Below are 20149 nucleotides of genomic sequence, written 5' to 3' on the forward strand. Positions count from 1 at the left end.
AGTGGCCACTCAATACAAGTAGTGGTGAAAAAGTATGTCTGATCCTGATCTCATTGACGTGCAGGAGATCGCACCCGCGGAGGTCGCTGAACTTGACCTCTATCAAAAGCGCGAAAAGATCTACACGCGCAAAATCGAAGGGTTTTACCAGCGACTGCGAATGTTCACAGGCTGGCCCATGCTTCTGGGGTACTACTGCATCCCCTGGATCAGCATCAATGGCCGTCAAGCCGTGTGGTTTGACTTGCCAGAGAGAGAGTTTCATATATTCGGGCTTACCTTCTGGCCTCAGGATTTCTCGCTTCTCGCCTTTCTTCTGATCATAGCCGCCTTTTCTCTGTTCGCTGTCACCGTGTCTGCCGGCCGTGTGTGGTGCGGCTATACCTGCCCACAGACCGTGTGGACAAGTATCTTCATGTGGATAGAGCAAAAAGCAGAGGGGACACGAAACCAGCGTATAAAACTGGATAAGCAGCCCTGGAGCCTCACCAAGGCGGCTCGAAAGCTCAGTAAACACGGCGCGTGGATGTTCGTCGCGTTCATGACGGGCATGACATTTGTAGGCTATTTTTATCCCGTGCGAGAACTCAGCTACGAGCTCGCCACGCTATCCACAGGAAACTGGCAACTAGCGTGGACGGTGTTCTTTACACTCGCCACTTACATCAACGCCGGCTGGATGCGTGAGCAGGTGTGTACCTACATGTGCCCCTATGCACGCTTTCAGTCCGTCATGTTCGACGCGGATACATTAATAGTCTCCTATGATGCGAGCAGAGGTGATCCTCGGGGTTCGCGCAAAAAGTCACTCGCACATAGGGACGCCGGATTAGGCGACTGCATCGACTGCGAGCTGTGTGTTCAGGTCTGCCCGACCGGTATCGATATACGCGATGGCTTGCAGTACGAATGCATAGGATGCGCGCTCTGCGTCGACGCCTGCAATTCGGTCATGCGCAAGATGGGCTACGAGCCAGGCCTCGTCCGTTACACCAGTGAGCGAGAACTAGAAGGTGGTAAAACCCATTGGCTTCGCCCACGAATCATAGGGTACATCGTAGTACTGGCACTCATGGTTGGGGTGTTCAGTTACAACATATTCTCGCGGATTCCTCTCGAACTCACAGTTATTCGAGATCGGAATAATCTCTATGTAGAAACTGCCGATGGTGGAATAGAAAACATCTATCGGCTCCACATCGTCAACATGGATACCTCACCTCATGAATATGTTCTGAGCGTCGAGGGTCTAGAAGGAGCGACCATCAAAGGCCAAACTCACTACGCACTCGCCGCGAGCGAAGATCGCGAAGTTACGTTGCGTGTGAATACACAGGCGGCTAGCCTTGTAACGCCAAGCACCAGTTTCACCTTCGAAATCGCCGCCAAAGACATGGCCTCACTCCGGGCAAGCACTGAATCCCGATTTATGAAACCGCTATAGTGGAGCCTTCAAACAACCCAATGCGAACTGAGTCTATGTCCCATGGCACGCAAGGATCTCCCAGGCGAGAAGACGACGAGGCTTGGTATCAACAGTTCTGGCCGTGGTTTCTCATCGCCTTGCCCGGCTCGGTAGTGATTGCCGGGCTGAGTACTTTGTACATCGCCAACAAGTACGCGGACGACCTTGTAGTCGATGAGTATTACAAAGACGGCTTAGCCATTAATCAGGAGCTGGGAAAACAGGCGACGGCGAAGGAACTGGGCATCTCCGCTGAGATCAAAGTACTCGATCGAAGAGCGCAGGTGCGCCTCAGCGGAGAGATCACTCCCACGATGCTCAGCTTACGCCTCTCTCATCCTCTAGAGGCCGATCGAGATTTCGCCGTTACCTTGGCTCCCATAGCCCCAGGGGTCTACCAAAGCAAACTCCCCGCCAAGGTATCTCCAAACTGGCACTGGATACTTGAAGCGGAGAATAATCAGTGGCGTATAGATGGCTCACTCAGTAGCAAAGACTTCATTGCCGGTGATAGCGATGCGCCGTAGTTTCTGCGCAGTACTGCTGTAGATCAACCCGCGAAACATCCGTGAACAGCGCTCAACCCGTTAGGTCCTCCACATCGCTTACTTGCTTCCACTGCGGCGAAGATGTCCCCGCGGGCGTAGACTTCGCTTTGGAGGTCGCTGGGGAGCGCCGGCAGATGTGCTGCCCAGGGTGTCGTGCCGTGGCGGGTATGATTACAGAGAGCGGCTTGGAACGCTTCTACGCGCAGCGTACCGCCTTTAATGATCGCCCATTGGCCGACATGGGAGACCGCCAGCGGGATTTCGAGGTTTATGATGACCCCGCTCTGGCAAAGCAGTTCTGTGAAGAGGACAGCTCGGGAGGTCTTAGCGCGCGCTTACTTCTGGGCGGCGTAAGCTGTGCCGCTTGCACATGGCTCATCGAAACAACCCTTCAGAGGATACCTGGCGTACATCAGGCTACGGTGAACCTGGGGCAAAACCGCCTTGATGTTCGCTTTGATCAGAAGCAGCTGCCCCTAAGCCAACTATTCACCTGTGTCTCGAATCTTGGCTATCAAGTACAACCCTGGCAGAGCAGCCTGAGACAGGATCAGGCAAAACTCGAATATCGAACGGATCTCAGACGGCTAGCCGTAGCCGGTGTCGGAATGATGCAGGTGGGTATGTTTGCCATAGCACTTCACGCGGGCGACATTCAGGGTATCAGCGCGGAGTACCAACAGCTCATGCGACTTTGCAGTCTGCTCGTGACAAGTTTCGTTGTGATCTACTCAGCTCGGAGTTTTTTCGAAAGTGCATGGCGTCATCTGAAATTCGGTGCTTTGGTGATGGACTTGCCTGTGGCCTTGGCAATTGGCCTTGCCTTTTCCGCAAGCACTTATGCCAGCCTAAGCGGCGATGGCGAAGTGTATTTTGACTCTGTCGTAATGTTCACGTTTTTACTGCTCCTCGCGCGTTTCATTGAAAAGCGCTTACGCTATCAGGATGCCATCAGCTGGCAGGATGCAGAACAGACACTCCCCGATGCTGTACAGGTATGGAGGGGGCAACACTGGACTTCCATTCCCCGGCAGAAACTCCTCATCGGAGAGCGTGTGTTAGTCCGCTCAGGGGACACGATACCCATCGATGCTCGGGTTACAAGAGGAACCAGCGCCGTTCGAGAAGACAGCTTCAGTGGAGAGGCTCTCCCTAGATCAGTGACTGTTGACGATGTCGTTTATGCAGGCACGGTGAATCTGGAGGACTCTTTGGAAGCCGTCGCCACGGGAACCTATGCAGACTCGCGTCTAGCTGCTCTGCAACGATCTATCGACGCAGCACGGCACGATAAGCCCGCTGTCGCTAAGCTCGCGGACCGCATCGCGACCGGGTTTATTGCCGCTATTTTACTCATCGCTGCATTGACCGCAGTCCTGTGGTGGCAGCTGGATTCATCCAAGGCCCTCTGGGTAGCGTTATCAGTGCTTGTGATCAGCTGCCCCTGCGCGCTATCCCTTGCTACACCTTCGAGCCTCGCGAACGCGACAAGCCTTCTTCGGCGAAAAGGCATCATCGTCAACGGTGACAATGCTCTTGAGGCTCTAGCCCAACTGGACGTCGCCTTATTCGATAAAACAGGTACGCTCACGAGCGGCGCGTTCACCCTACAGAGCATCTTGCCGCTGAGCGAGCAATGGTCCGAGGCAGACCTCGGCGCAGTAGCTGCGGCAATGCAACGCCATTCCAACCACCCGCTGGCGAGCGCCTTCACCGCGATGAACGCTGACGCCGATGTCGATAAGGTCCGCTACGTTCCCGGGCGGGGCATTGAAGGCGTGTACCGAGGCCGGGGGCTGCGATTAGGATCCCTGGTTTTCTGTCAGGAGATCGCTCCCGAGCTACCGGCGCCACCAGAAGACGTCCGCTACTGGGTCGCCCTATGCTTGGAGCATAAGCCTCTCGCATGGCTTGGGCTGAGCGACGAGGTCCATGCAGAAGCGCTCCCTGTTCTGGAGAACTTCCGTAGTGCTGGCGTGAGGACGGAGCTACTCACCGGTGATGCCTCCTCCCGCGCCACACAGCTGGGCTCTTCTCTGAAACTCGACCACGTTGCCACTGGCTTATCCCCGCAGGACAAGCTCGCAAGACTCACGTCGCTACAAAAGGCAGGCTCAACGGTGTTGATGGTTGGTGATGGTCTTAACGATGCCCCCGTCTTAAAACGTGCGGATGTTTCAATTGCAGTCGCTGGCGCGACAGATCTTGCCAAGGCACAGGCGGACTTTGTGATTGTCAGCGGCGCTTTAGACCAAATCACTACGCTAGTTGATGTGGCACACCGTACACGCCAAATCATCATTCAGAATTTTGGCTGGGCCCTTGGCTATAACCTCATTGGTATTCCGCTGGCCGCTATGGGTTGGGTTCCCCCCTGGGCCGCAGCAATAGGCATGTCCCTAAGCTCCCTTCTAGTAGTCGGAAACGCCACGCGACTTCGACGAGCCTCGGCTCAAAGGGCCAGTTAACTATGGAAAGCCTCTACCTATTGATCCCGGTCGCCATCATCTTTTGCGTAATTGTCGTACGTCTTCTGCTCTGGGCCATCGACAACGGCCAGTATGACGATTTGGACAAAGAGAGCTGGCGTATTCTTGCGGACGAGGACCTCAAGGACCCTGCTGCAAAGAGTAATACAGAGGATGATTAGCAATGACCTCCTCGCGGCAGTTGGCATTGGCCTAGCGGGAGCCGGGCACTGTCTGGGAATGTGCGGTGGAATAGCCGCAGCAATTAATCTAGGCAACGGCGGCGAGAAGCGTGGCGCAGTGACTGTTGCTTATCACGTGGGCCGCATTAGCAGCTACGCCGCTTTGGGCGCACTTTTGGGCGCCTTGGCGGGTAGTATTAATGTCGCACAATGGACCATGGTGCTTCGGTACATTGCGGCGTTGCTGCTAATTGGCATGGGATTATCGATTGCGGATTGGTGGCGGGGAATGTCCGTTCTCGAGAAGCTAGGCGCCAAAATCTGGAAACCGGTTCAACGTTTATCCTCCAAACTTCTTCCCGTAAGACACTGGTTTCAGGGCTATCTTCTGGGCTTGTGCTGGGGGTTAATGCCCTGTGGTTTGATCTACAGCGCTTTGGCCTGGTCTGCTACCGCCCAAGACGTAGCGCGCTCAGGGCTGTTAATGCTGGCGTTCGGTATAGGCACCCTCCCCGCAATGCTAAGCACGAGCTTTGGCGCTTCGGGTGTTCAGACCTTTCTCAGGCGCCGCGGTCTCAAACTGTTTATTGCAGTCTTTTTGATTCTTTCGGGCATCTGGTCCTTTGCAATGACCTGGAATCACGGTGGTCACCTGAACCGGCCAATATCCACCACGGTGCAAGAACACTCCATGGACTCTTCAAAGATGCAGCACAGCAAAGAGCACCCAAGGCACTAAAGGCTGCCGTACTGAGCGAGTTACTGCTCGCGATCTTTTTCGCCCTGTTTTTCACGCTCCTCCAGAGCTTGGGCTTTACGCATTGCCTGCTTTTTACGAATTGGATTCAGGGTCGATGTCATCCAAAATATGGTGCCTACAACAAACACCACGAGAAAAACTGTCAAGCCTAAGGGCACTAGGTTCATAGAAGCTCTCTAACAAATCATCCACGCATCATCAACACTGACGCTATCACGAATCATTCTCTTGTGACCTTGCAGGAAGGCAAAAAAATCCCCGCTGAAAAGCGGGGAATCACAGGGAAATGACGTAAGAAGCGCCATTTCATTCGAGGCGTCAGAACTTGTATGCAACGCCAATGTTGTAAACCCATGGGTCAATATCCACATCAAAGCTCACGGTAGCATTAGCACCACCACCGGTTACTACATCGATGTCTGCAGTTGTTCCAAGATCAATGTACCAAACGCCAAGATTGAGTGCCCATTCATCCGTCAGGGGAATATCAACGCCGGCTTGCGCGGCCAGACCCACGGAGTCATCCAGAGACAGTTTCGCGGAAGTTACGTCCAGCAAGTCCCCCAACACCGCGCCAAGCTCGCTATCTACATCCTCACTAAAAAAGGTGGTGTAGTTCACGCCGAGGCCTAAATAGGGCTGCCAGCCGTCCATGCCGCCGCGCGGGTACCATTGAATGCTAACCGTTGGTGGAAGATGTTTGGTGGAACCGGCTGCAACGGGTAAATCTGCCAGATCAATGTCATGCTTGAAGGGCGTCGCGGCCAAGAGCTCCAATCCCCAATTGTCCGACATCATCCAGGTGGCAATAAGACTGATTGCGGTACCGTTATCGACATCTACACCACCAGGTAAAATCGTAGGTGGGTCCGTGGGCAGTTCAATTGCATCACTGTCACCGCTTGGCGCGACTGTCGCGATACCTGCGCGAAAAACAATGTCGCCCTGCTCATAGGCCTGTGCGCCCAAGCTTGCGAGACCCAATCCAGCAGCCATAGCAAGGACCAGCTGTTTCCTCATAGTGATTTCACTCCTTTCTCTCTGTTAAATGCCCCTGCGGCATCGTATGCACGCATAGTAAGAGTGACCGGAGATACAAGCATTGATGTCAATCAAGGTTAGTGCCTTGCAGTGTATAGTGCGCTCCCAAGTAACGGGGCGGTAATACACTTACGGAACGAGGTAAGACCATCAGATTTTTAGTCTTTTTTACTCAGCGCAGACTAAGGACTCGAAGATCCTCGATACTTCCGGTGCTCCTTTGCGCTATTAGCTCTGCGATTGCTGATGACTCGGCAAGACCCGAAAGCTTCGCGCGCGCCCTGGATAGCGTAGGTAAGCTTCACGTGCCCGGCCAACGTTACGAGAATGGTTACGCTAAACACTACGATGAGAGCTGCTCCGCCACGCTGATCACGGACGATAACCAGTCAGAGGCCTCACAACTCATTATCAGCGCCTGGCACTGTATTGAGTTTTATCATGACACCAGTAAGCCCCTGACCTTCGAGACCGCTCGAGGCGAAACGAGGAACGCAAATCTCATCGCCAGTGGCGGGAGTATGTACAGTGATTGGGCACTGCTTCGCCTGGATTCCCCATTAAACTCTCCCTCAGTGCTACTAGTACCTGACAACGTTGATGCCGGTGCCGGCGATCTACTCATGGCCGGTTATCCACGAAGTAACACCGCGGAAACAAAAATTTTGGAAACGGCTTACAACTGTCGCGTCACCGGAACAGATGGCCCCGACGCGAGAAGTGATTGTGTACTGCAAAAAGGCGCGTCCGGTGGCGGAGTATTCTCAATAGCCGTAGGGTCCGGGGGTAAAACCTTGCAATACCTGGGAGTGATCTCTCGTGGAGATGGCGAGTCTCAAAGTATTTATGTGCCCTTGAAACGATTCCATTCGAGAATCGCTGCTTACCTGCAGAGCACCCGGCGACCTTAGGCTTCACGCATTAAAAGCTGCGCGAAGCACTTAATCAGCTGAGCTTTCCTTACTGGCCCTTCGCCGGAGAGCGACCTCCTTTGGATCGACAGGTGTGCTCTGCGATTGTCCATCGCCTTGGGAGGTTCGCAGAATTTCTTCGACCTCATCTACCGCGCGATCAATGGTAAATTCGCCACTATCAGCGTGATCGTCAAACAAGTTGATCATGCGATCAGAACGACGCCCCAGAAGCATCAAGCGAAGATACAAACTGTGTTCGACTTTTGGCCGAGTGACCGCGTCGATACCAAAGGCAATTAGACTCAAAGGACTCAGCAAAAAGTCTCTAAGCGCATCAGCCGCTAACTTCAGCTGAAAAATCAGGACATGTCGAAGGGCTTCAGAGGTCGACACCCGCCCATCATCTTCACCATCGTCGTTGCTATACATGTGACCTCTCTTCTTCGGAAACTGCCTAACTAGTACCAGCTAGCCACGGCGCCACTCAGAAATGCTTCTTCCGGCAGCTCGATAAGTGTGGGGCGCTGACCACTTGCCGCGTCCAGAACTGCACCGCGTAAGCTATCAAGGGAATCCACCCGCTGCGCAGCACAACCTAGTGCCTTTGCTGCCGCCACAAAGTCCGGTGCATCTATATCAACGCCCACGGGCACCACATCCGTGGCCACCATACCTTCGCGAATTTCTCGGTACCCGTTGTTATTCCATAGCAAGACAATCACCGGCAATCCTTCCTGCACCGCCGCAGCCAGCTCCATGAACGTGAACTGCGCCGCGCCATCGCCGATGAGAGCCACCACCGGCACGTCTACGTCCAGCGCTCTGCGAGCTCCCATCGCGGCAGGCAAAGCGAATCCTAAAGTGCCGCCACCGGTAGCTGAGTGAAAGTAACGACGCGGCCCCCCGGCCTCGTATTGCCATACGGCATAGTACGTGGGCAGGGTACTGTCCCCCACCAGGCACAGACCCGGTAATGTGTCGTTCAAGCAATCGAAAAGCGCCTGCAGCTCGCTGTTCCAGTGTTGCTCTTTTGCAAACGCCGCTCGCGTCCTAGACACTCTTTGCGCACCAGTATCTCCCGCGATCTGCCTGTCTACCAAATCCAACAAAGCACTGAGGCTTTCTTTGGCATCACCACAAAGCGCTAAATCGGGTCGCTGATTACGGCATAGCTGCGCGGGATCAATATCGATTCGGGCGAGCCATGCGGGTCGCGGCATATCACCAAGAAACAGCATGTCGTAGTCGGTTTCCCCAAACTCCGTACCTACGGCAAGCACGATGTCAGCTCCCGCGATGAGTTGGCGCACGGATCCAAGGCTTGGACTTCCCCCAACCAATAGCGGATGCCCTTGAGGCAACACGCCCTTGGCATTTACGGTGGTGATGACCGGTGCATCCATGACTTCGGCAAGCTCTCGCGCTTCTTTCGCGCCGCCAACCGCGCCACCGCCCAGCATCAATAGCGGCGCATTGGCCGAGTTCAGACGCTTAGCCAGCTCTGCCAAACCGCTAGCGTTCGCGCCCGGCGGCTCAACACGAGGCCAGGGAATCGTAGAGACATGGCTGGCCTCCTGAGTAATGACATCCAGCGGAATCTCTATGTGCACCGGCCCCGGACGCGCGCTATCAAAGACCGCAAACGCTCGAGCAAGCACCTTCGGCAATTCTGCGGCATCCATGAGTGTATGACTGAAACGGCTGCATTGGCTGGCAAGCGCCGACTGGTCCGGGAGCTCGTGCAAACGTCCCTCCCCCATTCCCAAATCTGAACGCGCAGCAACTGCTGTTACCACCAACATCGGCACCGAATCAGCCAAGGCTTGAATCATCGGCGTAATCGCGTTGCCCAGTCCCGGGCCCGAAATCAAAAAACACGCGGCTGGCTTACCAATGGCCCGAGCATAACCATCGGCCATAAACGCTGCCCCCTGCTCATGCCGGGGAGAGATGTGCCGAATCGCGCTATTGCCAAGCCCTCTGTAGAGCTGCACCGTATGATTTCCGGGAATGCCGAATACCGTATCGACCCCATAGCCCTCCAGGAGCTGCACTAGTCGCTCTCCGCAACTGACCTTTACGCCTGCTGTCTCTTCAGCGCTCATTTCACAAGCCTTCAGCCTGCTCGGGATGCGGCCGGATCAAGCTGGCTTCTCCGATGTGTTGCTCGCCACGGGCTTTGGCTAGATCGACCTGGCGCTGCCTTTCGGCAAACCGCTCCCGCTGCTCATCGCTTTGTTGATTAATACAGTGCGGACAGCTGACTCCTTTAACGTAGTCAGGTGATTTCAGATCCTGTTCGCTTATGGGGTGACGGCAGGCAAAGCACTGATCGTAGCTTCCCCGTTCCAGAGCGTGGTTCACTGCCACTCGGTCGTCGAATACAAAACATTCGCCTTCCCAGCTACTGGACTCCTGAGGCACCTCTTCGAGGTACTTCAAAATACCTCCCTTTAAATGAAACACCTCATCAAAGCCCTGCTCCAAAAGGTAAGAAGATGCCTTCTCGCAGCGGATACCCCCTGTGCAAAACATCGCCACCTTGCGGTTCTTCACGGGGTCCAGGTTTTCCTCAACCCACGCGGGGAAATCGCGAAAGGTAGTGATACCGGGATCTACCGCATCTCGGAAACTACCGATGGCGCATTCATAGTCGTTGCGCGTATCAATAAGAGTAACCTCGGGGTCGGCGAGTACACCGTCCCACTCGTCAGGCGTCACATAGGTACCGACCACCCGATTTGGATCCACCTGAGGTACGCCCATGGTGACGATCTCTCGCTTGAGCTTAACTTTCATTCTCAGGAATGGCTGCTCATCGTGCAGCGACTCTTTGTGTTCAAGGTCCGCAAGTCGGCTATCGGCTCTCAGCCATGCCAGCACGGCATCAAGGGCTTCGCGAGTTCCCGCCACGGTGCCGTTAATGCCTTCTTCCGCCAGCAAGAGTGTGCCCTTTAGTCCATGGAATCGACATTGCTCGAGTAGGGGTTCGCGCAAAGCCTGGTAGTCCGGTAAAGCAACAAACTTATACAAAGCGGCAACCACAATGGACATTAAGACATCCCCTCTTTATCCACCTTGCTACCCCCTAAGCAATCAGGCGATGCCGGAGCCTCTCGGGTCTTCTCTTGCCACTCTTTGGGATCGTAGAGGTGCATAGCCAGAGCATGAATAGGCCCGGCCATTAAGTCCGCCAGCTCTTTGTATACCGACTGGTGCCTGGCAACAGCTCGCACACCCTCAAATGCCTGAGACGACATCACCAGTCGGAAGTGGGTCTCTGAATTGGCCGGCACACTGTGCATATGGCTCTCGTTATCCAACTCAAGCCAATCGGGCGTAAACGCTTCTTCAATACGTTCCCTTAACTGTTCCTGAACGCTCATAAATTCTCCTGCGATAAGCGCCCAATTATACGCTCGGAGGCTGCTTCTTTCAGCGGTCATCGTTAAAGGTTTTCCCACACCGCGGGGAAGCTCTATACTTCCATTATGGCTGACGAATCTGAAGAGCGTTACGACATCGCCTTTGCGGGCGAGTGCCTTGATGGGCGTGACCCCACGGCGGTGCGCACCGCCGTAGGTGCCTTATTCAAAGCTGACGAGGCGACCCTCGACCGTCTTTTTTCAGGCACCCGTCAACGCATAAAAAAGAACTGCGATAAAGGGACAGCTCTTAAGTATCAAAAGAGCCTCGCTAAAGCCGGTGCGAAGGCGATCATTACTCGAGTGAGCAGTGAAAGCCCGGACAGCAACCAGAGCCCCGCATCAACCACTACATCGAGCACTGGATCGAGCACGGAATCGAATACTAAAGCGACCACCGGGGCGAGCACCTCGCCGGCGCAAGACTCTGACCCTAGCGCAGCAGACAACACTGAACCCAACACCGCAAACACCGGCGAGAGCGGCTTCGAACTCCTCCCCGGTGGCAGTGACATCCTCAGGCCTGACGAACGCGTTCCTCATGAGGACGCGCAGGTCGATCTGAGTCACTTAACCCTTGCAGCAACCGGCGACAGACTCAGCGAAGCAACGTCAGAGTCCGCCCCACAAGTAAGTGCACCCGATTTCGATGTCGCGGAGCCCGGGGCTCGCATGGGAACCGAAAATACGGAAGCCCCAGCAGCAACTCCGGATACCTCCGCGCTGGACCTCGCCCCTGCAGGGGCCGACCTTGCTGACGGAGATAACCACAACGTCGCTGTGACCGCTGTGAGTACTGATCACCTCGACCTGGCAGATGCTGGCAGTGACCTGCTCACTGCCGATGAGCGAGTCGTCAGTGATGCAACAGCTCCAGACACCAGCCACATAGCGCTGGATGATCTTGATGAACCGCTAAAGACCTGAGTAGTACCGTGACGAAAGAAACCTTACCCGCTCCGGCCCTCCCGCGCCGTCTGGCCGCCATCGTCTACGACGCATTTTTGGTGATACCGCTCATTATGGTCTGCGTGGCAATTGGGCTGGGAATCCGGCTACTTCTCGGATCCGCCGCAGATAGCTTACTACCCGCGACGGCGGTACAGATGATCGCCGTGCTGAGCTGCATCGGTTTTTTCGGCGTGTTCTGGATGAAAAACGGCCAGACCCTCGGTATGCAAGCTTGGCGAATAAAGCTTGTTCCAATGCCCGGTAATGAGCTCAGCTTTGGTCGAGTCGTCACGCGATGTATCTCCGCGCTACTCTCGGTCCTATGCCTGGGTCTTGGCTACTGGTGGTGTCTGTTTGATAAAAAGAAACGTAGCTGGCATGACTACCTCTCCGGCACCGAGCTTGTTCTGATGCCCAAAAAGCCCAAGAAAACCAACAAGGAAGAACCATAGCGCTTAAACCTTAGTCCTTAATCCTTAGTCGATATAGAGTCCTTAGCTGTAAATGAGACGGGCTTAAGCTTTGCGTAACAAATAGAAGCCAACCAACACACAAGTCAGCACCGGTGCTAAAGCCGCATAAAGGGGAGGAAACCCGAACACCAGACTCGCCGGCCCGAGTAAATCTTGACTGAGTTGGAAGAGAATCCCCACCATAACTCCAGCGAAGATTCTAAAACCCAGCGTGCCGTCCCGCAGCGGACCGAAAACAAACGAAATCGCGATCAATACCAGAGCGGCCACTGCTGCCGGTTGGAGCAACTTCCTCCAGGTCGCGAGCTCAAAGTCAGCGACATCCTCTCCTTGAGAGCGAAGAAACTCTGCGTAGTCCAAAAGATCCATAAGAGGAAGTTGAGATGGCGCTACGTTTTCAAGCGACAAAATCTTGGGCGTAATATTGCTTTTTAGAAACACTTCCGGCTCGGCGCCTTTGCTAACCTTGTCCTCCAAAAACTCACTGGTTTGAACATCTTTGAGAAGCCAGCCTTCACCGTCAAAACGTCCACTATCGGCAAACAAAGCGCGGCGCATCCAGCCTCCGGCCTCAAACTCGTAGGCTGTCACACCAAAGATTTCTTCGTCACCAGAGACCGCCTGTACGTGCAAAAAGATGCCGCCGTCGCGACGCCAGATGCCCTGCCCCGTATCTACTTGCTTTCCGGCGTAACGCGCAACCGCTCGACCATTCTGCGCTTGTTGCTCAGCTTTTGGCGCAATGTACTCACCCAGCAAAAATCCGAAAACGGCAATAATCACAGCCTGTTTGAGCACCATCCATGCCAGTCGACTGTTGGAGATTCCTGCAGCGCGCATCACCACCAATTCGCTCGTGGACGCCAATTGACCCAGCCCGATTAACGCGCCGATAAGTGCAGCGAAGGGAATAAACTCATAGACGCGCCGCGGCATGGTTAGCATCACATAGCGCCCAATTTCTGCGAAACCATAGCTGGCACTGCGGCTGTCAGATTCATCGATGAATGCCGATAAACCATCAATACCCACTATCACAAGTAGAACAAGGAGAATCGATAACCAAACGGTGCGCGCTACATAGCGATTGAGTTTGCGCATTAGGCGCTCCGCAGTCGACGGAGGCGATCCGGTGCAAATAGCAACGTCAACGCTAATGCAAAGAAACCAAGATGCAGTAGATACATCTGGTATACCGGCGCGTCACCCTCGGCAACGCTAGTTCTGATACTTGCCAGTGCAAACAAGTAGCAAAGATGAAGAAGCAGAGCAGGCGCAAGCTTAATGTACCGCCCACGGCGGTGATTAGTTTTGCTCAGACTTAAGGCCAGGAGCGCGACAATCGGAACCATAAGGGCAACTGACAGACGCCAGTGCAAGGCAGCTCTGTCTTCAGCGCTCTGAGATTCCAGCAGTTCCAGCGTGGGCTTAGCGTCCACAGGCTCGCTGCGAGCCAGCGACGGTGTGTCGGGTAGACGCTGCCCGAACTTACCGAAACGAACAATTCGGTAGTCTGCACTTCCGGGCGTTCCACTAAAACGATAGCCCTCTCTGAGTTCCAGATACCGAGCGCCCGTATTAGGATCGATTACCACAGACCCCGTCTGGGCAACGGTGACGCCGGAGACGCTGGATTGCTCTTCGTCGCCCTCGGGCGCATAGAGGAAAACTTGCTCCAACTCCCCCAGCTCTGGATCGATGTCCGCGGCGTAGGTGACCGTACCGTCATCTCCACGGGGTTGAAACCGCCCCGCAGCCAACAACTGCAGCCCCTGTAACGCCTGAGGATCGTTGAGCAAGGCCTCGGAGCGTGCAACACCCTGCGGCGTCACAACCAAAGACAAACTCGCGACCACCATCATGATCAGCAAGGCAGGCGCTAGTGTGAAACGCGCTAACTTTGCTGGGCCCACGCCACAAGCGCTGAGAATCACCATCTCACTTTCGACATAAAGCCGGCCGTAAGACATCAATATGCCGATAAACAAACCTAAGGGCAGCAATAACTCCATGAAGCCGGGTAGCCGATAAAACATGACTGGCAAAAGGATCTCAGCTGCCAACTTTCCTGACGCGGCCTCAGCCAGGTACTTCACGAACCGTCCAGTGAGGATGATAGCGAGCAACACCGAACTCACCGCCAGAGTATGTCCAAGTACATCACTGCCCAAATAGCTACGCAGCCTCATCGAAAAGCAGACTCGAGTAGCGTAATTGGGCGTCTTGATAGTTCAGTTTGCACGCCGTTCATCTTACACTAGGCATTCTTATCTTTTAGAGAGAATTACCATGGCTGCACTTCGTTTTTCCGTCGCCGATCCTAAAAAAGCTTCTGCCAAGCGCACGCAGTGCGCCGTCCTTCCCGTTGGCAACACTCTCCGACTCAGTGATGCAGGGCGCGCGCTGGAAAAAGACAGTGCTGGCGTTCTGACAGCCGCTTTAAAGGCTGGGGAGTTTAAAGGGAACGTAGGCGAAACACTGCTCGTGCACAGCCCCGGGTCCGCAGAACGCGTTCTCCTACTTGGAGTAGGAGATGGCAAACTTGCGCGTGACGGCTATCTGAAGATGAGCCGCACCCTGGCCCGAGCTCTTCTTTCGAGCAAAGCCAGTGATGCGCAAATGCATATGGGCTCCCTGAAAGTCAGCAGCAGCGATTGGGACTGGCTGTGCCAGCGCATCGCTACCGATCTGGTTTATCACGGCTATCGCTATGCTCTCACCCTGTCCAACCCCAAGCCAGCCCCAGCTCTGAGCCGCTTTGTGCTTCTAAGTGCTGACACCGCGCTCGCACGGCGAGCCAAATCCGCCCTCAGTCGCGGGTCTCAGGCGGGCGCCGGCATTAATTTGGCACGAGAACTGGCAAACATGCCAGCGAATTACTGTACCCCCGAGCACTTAGCCAAAGAGGCGAGAAGACTTGCTCGTGGCAACGAAAAAGCGAGCTGCAAAGTACTCAATGAGAAGGCCATGGCCGAGCTAGGCATGCATTCTCTGCTGTCCGTTACCGCGGGCACAGCTACCCCCGCAAAGCTTATTGTTTTGGAATATAAAGGTGGTAAGCGCGGTGACGCGCCTCACGTGCTTGTAGGCAAAGGCATTACCTTCGACAGCGGCGGAATCTCACTCAAGCCCGGCGCCAAAATGGATGAGATGAAATTTGATATGGGTGGCGCCGCCAGCGTGCTGGGAACCATGCAAGCCGTTATGGACATGGCACTGCCCCTCAACATTGTTGCGATCATCGCTGCAGCGGAGAACATGCCTAGTGGGACTGCTACAAAGCCAGGCGACGTAGTGACATCCATGGCAGGCATAACCATTGAAGTATTGAATACCGATGCCGAGGGTCGCTTGGTTCTCTGTGATGCCCTCACCTACGCAGAACGATTCAAGCCTGCAAGTGTGGTTGATATAGCCACCCTCACTGGGGCCTGCGTTGTTGCGCTGGGAAGCCACGCCTCAGGCTTGTATGCAAACGATGAAAAACTCGCTACCCAACTGCTGGATGCGGGCACCTCTAGTCACGACCGCGCCTGGCGCATGCCGCTTTGGGACGACTATCAACGACAGCTCGACAGCAATTTTGCGGACATGGGCAATATTGGTGGTCCCGGAGGCGGAAGCGTTACTGCTGCGTGCTTCCTGTCTCGCTTTGCTACAAAGTACAACTGGGCGCATCTGGATATCGCGGGATCAGCCTGGGATTCGGCACCGAAAGGAGCGACAGGTCGACCTGTGGGTTTGCTGACCCAGTACCTCTGTGACCGAGCGTCGGCTGCTTGACCCGCGTCGGCTTCTACATTATTGAGAATACTGATGCCGACAGTCGTGCCCGTCTGGCTCTTCGCTTAGCGGAGAAAGCGCACAAGCGCGGGCATCGAATCTTCATCAATAGCGAAAGCGAAGCACAGGCCAGGCAGCTCGACGAGCTGCTCTGGAGTTTTCGACCCGCGAGCTTTCTGCCCCACGCGCTCTCTTGTGATGACGCCGATGAGCAAATCTGTATCGGTTGGGGGCAGGAACCTCAGGGCCATGACGATCTGCTTATTAATCTGCAAACCAGCGTGCCGGATTTCATTGGACGCTTTCAACGAGTGGCCGAATTAGTGAATCAGGAACCCGCAAGGCTCGAAGCCCTCCGCCACTCCTGGCGACACTACCGAGAGCGGGGCTACGCGTTGGAAGAACATCGCCTCCCCAGCGTATAATCCTCGATCTTTTGTGATGCACTGCACAAGCAAACGTTTGGGCAGCAACTAACCACCCACTAATGCCAGCGCACTGGCAGGCAAGGTTTCGGCACAGGGCCGACGCTTGCCGCGACGCTCGTGAGACCGACAGACTAGCTATGGACAAGACATTTCAACCCGCTGATTTGGAACAGCGTTGGTATAAACGCTGGGAAGAAGCGGGCTATTTTGCCCCGCAGGGAGGCGAAGAACCCTACTCCATCATGATCCCGCCGCCCAATGTCACTGGCAGCCTGCACATGGGCCACGGCTTTCAGGAAACCATCATCGATGCCCTGGTGCGTTATCACCGTATGGCGGGCTTTGACACATTGTGGCAGGTAGGTACCGACCATGCCGGCATTGCAACGCAGATGGTCGTAGAGCGCCAGTTAGCTGCTGATGGCAAAGACCGTCACGAGATCGGTAGAGATGCTTTCATCGAAAAAATCTGGGACTGGAAAGCAACATCGGGCGGGACCATTACACAGCAGCTGCGTCGCCTCGGTGCTTCTCCAGACTGGTCCCGAGAGCGTTTCACCATGGACGAAGGCCTATCGGAGGCGGTTCAGGAGACCTTCATTCGTCTCTACAAAGAAAAGCTCATCTACCGAGGTCAGCGCTTAGTCAATTGGGATCCAGCGCTGCACACGGCTATCTCGGACCTTGAAGTTATATCGGAAGAAGAACAGGGCAAAATGTGGCACTTTCGCTATCCCCTAGCGGATGGCTCAGGGCACCTTACCGTTGCAACCACTCGGCCAGAGACAATGTTGGGTGACGCAGCTGTGGCCGTGCATCCTGATGACGAACGCTACGCCCACCTGGTAGGCAAAGAAATTGAATTGCCTCTCTGTGATCGCCGCATCCCCATTATCGCTGACGACTATGTGGACCCCGAATTCGGCACGGGCTGTGTAAAGATCACCCCCGCCCACGATTTTAATGACTACGAAGTCGGTCAGCGCCACAACTTACCGCTGCTAAATATCTTTGATGACGATGCTGCCATCAATGACCAAGCCCCTGAGTTTTACCGCGGCATGGATCGCTTCACTGCTCGGGAGAAAATCGTCGAGGACTTGCGCCACCTGGATCTCCTCGAGAAAATCGACGACCACGTTTTGAAGGTTCCTCGCGGTGATCGCAGCGGGGTTGTCGTAGAGCCCTACCTCACGCAGCAATGGTATGTAGATGCTAAAGCCCTGGCGGGGCCCGCCATCGAGGCTGTAGAGAGTGGGCAGATAGAATTTGTTCCCAAGCAGTGGGAGAACACCTATTTTGCCTGGATGCGTGACATCCAGGACTGGTGCATCAGTCGGCAACTCTGGTGGGGCCATCGTATTCCCGCCTGGTTTGATGCCGACGGCAACATCTATGTAGGCACCGATGAAGAGAATGTTCGCAAAGAACACGGTCTGGACAACAGCGTGCCCCTGCATCAGGACGAGGATGTACTCGACACCTGGTTTTCTTCCGCCCTATGGACCTTTAGCACCCTTGGCTGGCCGCAGGATAATGAGCTACTCCAGCGCTACCACCCTACCAGCGTTTTGGTAACCGGCTTTGACATCATCTTTTTCTGGGTTGCCAGAATGATCATGATGACCCTGCACCTGCGAGGTGAAGTCCCCTTCAAGCAGGTCTATGTGCATGGCCTGGTGCGGGATGCCGAGGGCCAGAAGATGTCCAAATCGAAAGGCAACGTCCTCGACCCCATCGACCTCATTGACGGCATTGACCTGCACAGTCTGGTAGAGAAACGCACCTCCGGCCTTATGCAACCGCAGCAGGCCGAGCGCATTCGCGAAGCAACGCTCCGCCAATTTCCCGATGGTATCAACGCTTATGGAACCGACGCCTTGCGGTTTACCTTTTACTCTTTAGCGGCTACCGGGCGTGACATTAAGTTTGATATTGGACGCATAGAGGGTTTTCGCAATTTCTGTAACAAAATATGGAATGCGGCGCGCTTTGTTCTCATGAATTGTGAAGGCAAAGACTGCGGCGTAGACGATAGCCTGCCCGTTACCTTGGGCACTGCAGAACTCTGGATTGAAAGCGAACTCCAACGCGCGCTGGAGCGGTTCAGGAAATCCATCACCACCTACCGCTTTGATTTGGCATCTCAGGCGCTCTACGACTTCATCTGGAACGAGTACTGCGACTGGTATCTTGAGCTGTCAAAGGTCGCCCTACGGGATGAAAGTGATCCTGCTGTAGCCCGAGGCATTCGAAAAACACTGATCCGAACGTTGGAGCAAAGCCTCCGTGCGCTCCACCCCTTAATGCCCTATATCACCGAAGAGATCTGGCAGAGTGTCGCCCCTCTGGCAGGGGCGTCAGGTCCAACGATCATGCTCCAAGCGTTCCCGGTCGAGAATGCCGGATGCATCGATGAAGCCGCCGTCGCAGACATCGAGTGGCTAAAAAGCTTTGCCCTTGCAGTTCGAACTATTCGCGGAGAAATGAACATCCCACCGGGCAAACGTTTACCTGTCCTTCTGCGCGAGGGCGATGGAGACGATCCCCGCAGGGTCACCACTCTGGAAACGCAACTCAAGCAGCTCGCAGGCCTCGACAGCATTGAGTGGCTCAAGAGCGAAGCACCAGCGAGCGCAACGGGACTTTGCGGAAAACTGGAAATCCTAGTGCCGCTAGCCGACCTCATTGATCGCGACGCTGAGTTGGCGCGACTGGACAAAGAAGTCGAAAAGATCCGTGGTGAGTTGAAACGGATACAAGGTAAGCTGAATAATGCAGGCTTTGTGGCAAAAGCCCCGACCGAGGTCGTCGCAAAAGAGCAAGAAAAACTGCAGTTTCAGGAAACAAACCTCGAAAAGCTGCTGCTGCAGCGAGAGCAGTTGAGTAACATCTCTACCTAGACTGACCGCAGAGTCAGCTATAAAAATGAAATACCGGAGAAGCGCGAATGAGCGAGAAAATGAATGGCACGGTTAAGTGGTTTAACAATGCCAAAGGTTTTGGATTTATTACAGGGGAAAGCTTCGATGGAGATGTGTTTGTGCACTTTCGCTCCATCCAGGGAGATGGTTTTAGAACCCTGAACGAGGGCGAGGAAGTCGAATTCACGTTGACCGAAGGACCCAAGGGTCTGCAGGCCGAAGACGTCGCCAAAATTTAGTTACTCGCCCTAAGGGGCGACCACCTTCACTTTAAGGAGTCTCATGTCTATTCCAGGCAAAGTGCTGATCGCCTTGTTGTCAGCACTCGCAGTTTCAGCTTTCGCTACCACTTTCTATGAAAGCCATACCATCGGCAGCCTTTTCCCGGCCGCTGCCATCGCGGCGGTACTCGCGGTGTTACTGAGTCACCGCGCTCTACCGATGCCTGCGGGCTTGAGCAGCAACAGCCCCGCAGTGCATAAGCCAGCAAAACCAAACAAGAATAAGCCCCCCAAAAAGCCCAAGGCTGAAAAGAAGTCGGAGAAAAAACCCAAGAAAGCGCCGGAAAAGTCAGCGGGCAAAGCTGAGACCGGTACGGTTAAGTGGTTTAACGGCACTAAGGGCTTCGGTTTCATCATTCGCGAGAACGGTGAAGAAATATTCGTACATCATCGATCGATAGTTGGCGAGGGTCGTCGCAGCCTCCGTGACGGCGCAGCTGTGAAGTACAGTGTTGTCACGACCGATAAAGGTCCCCAAGCGGAAGAAGTCGAGGCGCTCGATTAAG

At 54.7% G+C, this 20149-nt stretch carries 20 protein-coding genes and 1 pseudogene; 13 read left to right on the top strand and 8 right to left on the bottom strand.

From position 1 onward, the window contains the following. Positions 1 to 34 precede the first annotated feature (34 nt). From ccoG to R0137_RS12910, 5 genes are read left to right on the top strand one after another with little or no spacing between them, the layout of a single operon-like run. The gene (gene ccoG, locus R0137_RS12890) at positions 35 to 1444 is read left to right on the top strand and encodes a cytochrome c oxidase accessory protein CcoG (RefSeq protein ID WP_407326814.1); all 1410 of its coding nucleotides are present in this window, start codon (positions 35 to 37) and stop codon (positions 1442 to 1444) included. 20 nt (positions 1445 to 1464) lie between these two features. Continuing rightward, positions 1465 to 1992, top strand: a complete 528-nt coding sequence (locus tag R0137_RS12895) for a FixH family protein (protein WP_407326815.1) — start codon at positions 1465 to 1467, stop codon at positions 1990 to 1992. A gap of 41 nt (positions 1993 to 2033) precedes the next feature. After that, on the top strand, positions 2034 to 4481 hold the full coding sequence (locus R0137_RS12900) for a heavy metal translocating P-type ATPase (protein ID WP_407326816.1): 2448 nt from the start codon (positions 2034 to 2036) through the stop codon (positions 4479 to 4481). 2 nt (positions 4482 to 4483) lie between these two features. Further along, positions 4484 to 4663 carry a cbb3-type cytochrome oxidase assembly protein CcoS gene (gene ccoS, locus R0137_RS12905; protein ID WP_407326817.1) on the top strand — a complete coding sequence of 60 codons (180 nt, stop codon included), beginning with the start codon at positions 4484 to 4486 and terminating at the stop codon, positions 4661 to 4663. Further along, positions 4656 to 5402, top strand: coding sequence for a sulfite exporter TauE/SafE family protein (locus R0137_RS12910; RefSeq protein ID WP_407326818.1), 747 nt, complete (start codon positions 4656 to 4658; stop codon positions 5400 to 5402). Before ccoS ends, R0137_RS12910 begins: the two co-directional genes overlap by 8 nt. Before the next feature lie 20 nt (positions 5403 to 5422). Here R0137_RS12910 and R0137_RS12915 read toward each other — a convergent pair whose 3' ends face one another. Further along, entirely contained in the window at positions 5423 to 5590 is a 168-nt protein-coding gene (locus R0137_RS12915; protein ID WP_407326819.1) for a hypothetical protein, read from the bottom strand. A 151-nt stretch (positions 5591 to 5741) separates the two neighbouring features. Then, complete coding sequence (locus R0137_RS12920; RefSeq protein ID WP_407326820.1) at positions 5742 to 6443, bottom strand: OmpW/AlkL family protein; 702 nt, start codon at positions 6441 to 6443, stop codon at positions 5742 to 5744. Positions 6444 to 6676: 233 nt separating this feature from the next. Between R0137_RS12920 and R0137_RS12925 the strand changes: the two genes are divergently transcribed. Beyond that, on the top strand, positions 6677 to 7375 hold the full coding sequence (locus R0137_RS12925; RefSeq protein ID WP_407326821.1) for a trypsin-like serine peptidase: 699 nt from the start codon (positions 6677 to 6679) through the stop codon (positions 7373 to 7375). A 30-nt stretch (positions 7376 to 7405) separates the two neighbouring features. Here R0137_RS12925 and R0137_RS12930 read toward each other — a convergent pair whose 3' ends face one another. The 4 genes from R0137_RS12930 to R0137_RS12945 are packed head-to-tail and all read right to left on the bottom strand — an operon-like array spanning position 7406 to position 10764. Then, positions 7406 to 7807 carry a hypothetical protein gene (locus R0137_RS12930; RefSeq protein ID WP_407326822.1) on the bottom strand — a complete coding sequence of 134 codons (402 nt, stop codon included), beginning with the start codon at positions 7805 to 7807 and terminating at the stop codon, positions 7406 to 7408. A 29-nt stretch (positions 7808 to 7836) separates the two neighbouring features. Next, entirely contained in the window at positions 7837 to 9483 is a 1647-nt protein-coding gene (locus R0137_RS12935) for a 5-guanidino-2-oxopentanoate decarboxylase (RefSeq protein WP_407326823.1), read from the bottom strand. 1 nt (position 9484) lies between these two features. Beyond that, the gene (locus R0137_RS12940; RefSeq protein ID WP_407326824.1) at positions 9485 to 10432 is read right to left on the bottom strand and encodes a rhodanese-related sulfurtransferase; all 948 of its coding nucleotides are present in this window, start codon (positions 10430 to 10432) and stop codon (positions 9485 to 9487) included. Continuing rightward, a complete protein-coding gene (locus tag R0137_RS12945) occupies positions 10432 to 10764 on the bottom strand; it encodes a BolA family protein (RefSeq protein WP_407326825.1) in 333 nt (110 codons plus the stop codon). Before R0137_RS12945 ends, R0137_RS12940 begins: the two co-directional genes overlap by 1 nt. A 105-nt stretch (positions 10765 to 10869) precedes the next feature. Here R0137_RS12945 and R0137_RS12950 point away from each other — a divergent pair, with 105 nt between their 5' ends. Both R0137_RS12950 and R0137_RS12955 read left to right on the top strand, forming a co-directional pair. After that, complete coding sequence (locus tag R0137_RS12950) at positions 10870 to 11730, top strand: hypothetical protein (protein WP_407326826.1); 861 nt, start codon at positions 10870 to 10872, stop codon at positions 11728 to 11730. A gap of 8 nt (positions 11731 to 11738) precedes the next feature. Next, a complete protein-coding gene (locus R0137_RS12955) occupies positions 11739 to 12206 on the top strand; it encodes an RDD family protein (protein WP_407326827.1) in 468 nt (155 codons plus the stop codon). A gap of 63 nt (positions 12207 to 12269) precedes the next feature. Here the strand turns inward: R0137_RS12955 and lptG are convergent, their stop codons facing one another. Further along, on the bottom strand, positions 12270 to 13328 hold the full coding sequence (lptG, locus tag R0137_RS12960) for an LPS export ABC transporter permease LptG (protein WP_407326828.1): 1059 nt from the start codon (positions 13326 to 13328) through the stop codon (positions 12270 to 12272). Continuing rightward, on the bottom strand, positions 13328 to 14416 hold the full coding sequence (lptF, locus tag R0137_RS12965) for an LPS export ABC transporter permease LptF (protein ID WP_407326829.1): 1089 nt from the start codon (positions 14414 to 14416) through the stop codon (positions 13328 to 13330). The genes lptG and lptF overlap by 1 nt, the downstream gene beginning before the upstream one ends. 100 nt (positions 14417 to 14516) lie before the next feature. On the opposite strand from lptF, the gene R0137_RS12970 reads away from it, so the two are divergent. The 5 genes and pseudogenes from R0137_RS12970 to R0137_RS12990 all read left to right on the top strand — a co-directional run. Further along, positions 14517 to 16010 carry a leucyl aminopeptidase gene (locus R0137_RS12970; protein WP_407326830.1) on the top strand — a complete coding sequence of 498 codons (1494 nt, stop codon included), beginning with the start codon at positions 14517 to 14519 and terminating at the stop codon, positions 16008 to 16010. After that, positions 16007 to 16435 (top strand): DNA polymerase III subunit chi, encoded by a 429-nt coding sequence (locus R0137_RS12975; RefSeq protein WP_407326831.1) that lies wholly within the window; start codon positions 16007 to 16009, stop codon positions 16433 to 16435. The genes R0137_RS12970 and R0137_RS12975 overlap by 4 nt, the downstream gene beginning before the upstream one ends. A gap of 140 nt (positions 16436 to 16575) precedes the next feature. Next, positions 16576 to 19341, top strand: a complete 2766-nt coding sequence (locus R0137_RS12980) for a valine--tRNA ligase (RefSeq protein ID WP_407326832.1) — start codon at positions 16576 to 16578, stop codon at positions 19339 to 19341. Between the two features lie 47 nt (positions 19342 to 19388). Continuing rightward, entirely contained in the window at positions 19389 to 19601 is a 213-nt protein-coding gene (locus R0137_RS12985; protein WP_405269964.1) for a cold-shock protein, read from the top strand. A gap of 346 nt (positions 19602 to 19947) precedes the next feature. Beyond that, a pseudogene (locus tag R0137_RS12990) lies at positions 19948 to 20148 on the top strand (cold-shock protein); the annotation flags it as partial. Between the last annotated feature and the right edge of the window lies 1 nt (position 20149).

The sequence above is a fragment of the Congregibacter brevis genome, from assembly GCF_045689245.1.
GTDB classification, from domain to species: domain Bacteria; phylum Pseudomonadota; class Gammaproteobacteria; order Pseudomonadales; family Halieaceae; genus Congregibacter; species Congregibacter brevis.

What these genes read in the sequence shown, in the direction of transcription:
- ccoG (WP_407326814.1), top strand. Translation starts at nt 35, where the DNA reads ATGTCTGATCCTGATCTCATTGACGTGCAGGAGATCGCACCCGCGGAG.
- R0137_RS12895 (WP_407326815.1), top strand. Translation starts at nt 1,465, where the DNA reads ATGCGAACTGAGTCTATGTCCCATGGCACGCAAGGATCTCCCAGGCGA.
- ccoS (WP_407326817.1), top strand. Translation starts at nt 4,484, where the DNA reads ATGGAAAGCCTCTACCTATTGATCCCGGTCGCCATCATCTTTTGCGTA.
- R0137_RS12910 (WP_407326818.1), top strand. Translation starts at nt 4,656, where the DNA reads ATGATTAGCAATGACCTCCTCGCGGCAGTTGGCATTGGCCTAGCGGGA.
- R0137_RS12915 (WP_407326819.1), bottom strand. Translation starts at nt 5,590, where the DNA reads ATGAACCTAGTGCCCTTAGGCTTGACAGTTTTTCTCGTGGTGTTTGTT.
- R0137_RS12920 (WP_407326820.1), bottom strand. Translation starts at nt 6,443, where the DNA reads ATGAGGAAACAGCTGGTCCTTGCTATGGCTGCTGGATTGGGTCTCGCA.
- R0137_RS12930 (WP_407326822.1), bottom strand. Translation starts at nt 7,807, where the DNA reads ATGTATAGCAACGACGATGGTGAAGATGATGGGCGGGTGTCGACCTCT.
- R0137_RS12935 (WP_407326823.1), bottom strand. Translation starts at nt 9,483, where the DNA reads ATGAGCGCTGAAGAGACAGCAGGCGTAAAGGTCAGTTGCGGAGAGCGA.
- R0137_RS12940 (WP_407326824.1), bottom strand. Translation starts at nt 10,432, where the DNA reads ATGTCCATTGTGGTTGCCGCTTTGTATAAGTTTGTTGCTTTACCGGAC.
- R0137_RS12945 (WP_407326825.1), bottom strand. Translation starts at nt 10,764, where the DNA reads ATGAGCGTTCAGGAACAGTTAAGGGAACGTATTGAAGAAGCGTTTACG.
- R0137_RS12950 (WP_407326826.1), top strand. Translation starts at nt 10,870, where the DNA reads ATGGCTGACGAATCTGAAGAGCGTTACGACATCGCCTTTGCGGGCGAG.
- lptG (WP_407326828.1), bottom strand. Translation starts at nt 13,328, where the DNA reads ATGCGCAAACTCAATCGCTATGTAGCGCGCACCGTTTGGTTATCGATT.
- lptF (WP_407326829.1), bottom strand. Translation starts at nt 14,416, where the DNA reads ATGAGGCTGCGTAGCTATTTGGGCAGTGATGTACTTGGACATACTCTG.
- R0137_RS12970 (WP_407326830.1), top strand. Translation starts at nt 14,517, where the DNA reads ATGGCTGCACTTCGTTTTTCCGTCGCCGATCCTAAAAAAGCTTCTGCC.
- R0137_RS12980 (WP_407326832.1), top strand. Translation starts at nt 16,576, where the DNA reads ATGGACAAGACATTTCAACCCGCTGATTTGGAACAGCGTTGGTATAAA.
- R0137_RS12985 (WP_405269964.1), top strand. Translation starts at nt 19,389, where the DNA reads ATGAGCGAGAAAATGAATGGCACGGTTAAGTGGTTTAACAATGCCAAA.